Annotated in this window: 2 pseudogenes; both read right to left on the reverse strand. The window is 47.9% G+C overall.

The features are described 5' to 3' along the window. A pseudogene (locus tag ACTS3T_RS22370) lies at nt 1–858 on the reverse strand (hypothetical protein); the annotation flags it as partial. A gap of 188 nt (nt 859–1,046) precedes the next feature. After that, nucleotides 1,047–1,839: pseudogene (locus ACTS3T_RS22375) on the reverse strand (hypothetical protein); the annotation flags it as partial.

Below are 1,839 nucleotides of genomic sequence, written 5' to 3' on the forward strand. Positions count from 1 at the left end.
GCTGCTACTGAGGTAGCTCAGGGGTTCACCATCCCGACGGGGCAAAGCCGTGGCAAGTACGCCATTTTGCTCTTGAATGCCTGTACGCTGATTAAACACATTCATAATTAGCCCCTCAGTACCATGATCTAAAACTCGAACTGCATAGCTATCAGTCTGAAAAAAGACCAAGGTTCCCTCTGTCGAAAAAACGGAGCCTTCCAAACTTTGCTTTAAATCTCTAAATCCAAATTCTGCAAAAACTAAGGTAACACTAAGAGTGAGCAAAATCGGCCAAGTTTTCTGAATACCTTTGAGAAATATCTGATTACGAAAAGCCTTTTTTCTTACGACAATTTGCAATTTTGGAAGATACGTTACGGGAACACTTCTCTGACTTCCTGACCGCTTAATAGCCTGAAATTTAACCTCAGCTTTCTCCAAATCGCCATGTGTATAGGCAGCCATACCTTGAGCAAGTAAAAGCAGTTCCTGGAATGCAGTAAATTGACTATCAAGTGATGTAACAAGCGTGGTTAAGCGAATGAGGTTAGCTTGGTCGCTTTTATAAGCGTTAGATAACGCTGTAATCAGCTCACGAGCTGCCACCTCTGGCTTATAGTAAGCCAAGGCTGTCCATCGCTGCGCTTCAGCCCAATCCCGCATATCAGGATCATCACTTTGCAGCTTTGGTTTAACGTGTATTTCTAGAAACTGAGCTAGCTGCTGAACTCTAGAGCGTCCAAAGCTTCCATTTTGCTCTAACAAATCCAGCAAAGCCTTACGCGTATCACCGCTCATTTCATACAGCTCCTGACCCACCTCATCACACAAGCCAGAAAGCAAGAAATCTGAAACCGCAATCCAAGGAATTTCCAAACTCTTTCCCTGAACATCGAGCTGAAAATTTGCCCAAATTGCGTAGAGTAGCTCTGGCGTCAGCGCTAGTGGAAACGCAGCGTGACAAGCAAACTCAAAGTGAGTCTCGCCAAAGCGTTGCCGAAAATTTTCAATGCGCTGCTGAGTCGCATCAAGCTGAGTTCGCTTTTCGGATAAAACTGGGGGATTCATAGTACCGATTTTACGTCGTGAATCTCAGATCGCCACCGACCTCGTAACACATCGATCGCATTTTGAAAATCCTGGCGACTCACCTCAAACATTGGTACAACCTGAGCAATTGTCTCCGCCGTCGTTCCCTGCCAACGGTTGTGGGGCAAAGGATTAAGCCAAGCTATGCGGCTCACCTGCTGATCAAGCAGCCCTAGAAAATTAATTGTTAGCTCTACCCGCCTGCGATTGAATCCTCCCCGCGCCGCACCCCCATCGCTGAAGATCAGCACCACCGTTCGAGGCGATAGCGCTCTTATGAAATCATCAACCGCTTCTGCTGCTTGGAAAACAGAGTCGTGATACAGATAGCGATCTGGGCAGTTGTGAAAGTAGTAGATGCCTGCCTTACCCAGTCGTCCCGCCCGCACCGCTGTTTCGGCAATCCGCTGCGATAGCCCATGAAATGGCACCATCGAGCCATCTTGATCCACTAGCAACATCAGTTCTGTACGGTTTTTATGCGCAGGGACAAACACCGGATCAAGCAACATCCCCTGTTGCCCAATTTGCTGCACCGTTGCATTAACATCTAACTCCGTACGTGGCCCCTCCCGAATCGAGCGGCGCAGATAACGCCAGCCCTGTTTGAGCTGACGTGACGTAATTGGGAAATACTCACCCACTCTAATCACCTGAGGATTAGTTCGCTCCGAAGCAGTTTTAGAAGTTTGCCGCACTACCTGAGCTAGCTGCACCTCGTCCTGAATTTCTTGTACCTGTTCCAGGGGTAAAGGAGTTGCCTTTGCC

Origin of the sequence: Almyronema sp. (genome assembly GCF_052168255.1) — a bacterium.
Classification (GTDB): Bacteria; Cyanobacteriota; Cyanobacteriia; order Phormidesmidales; family Phormidesmidaceae; genus Sphaerothrix; species Sphaerothrix epifaneia.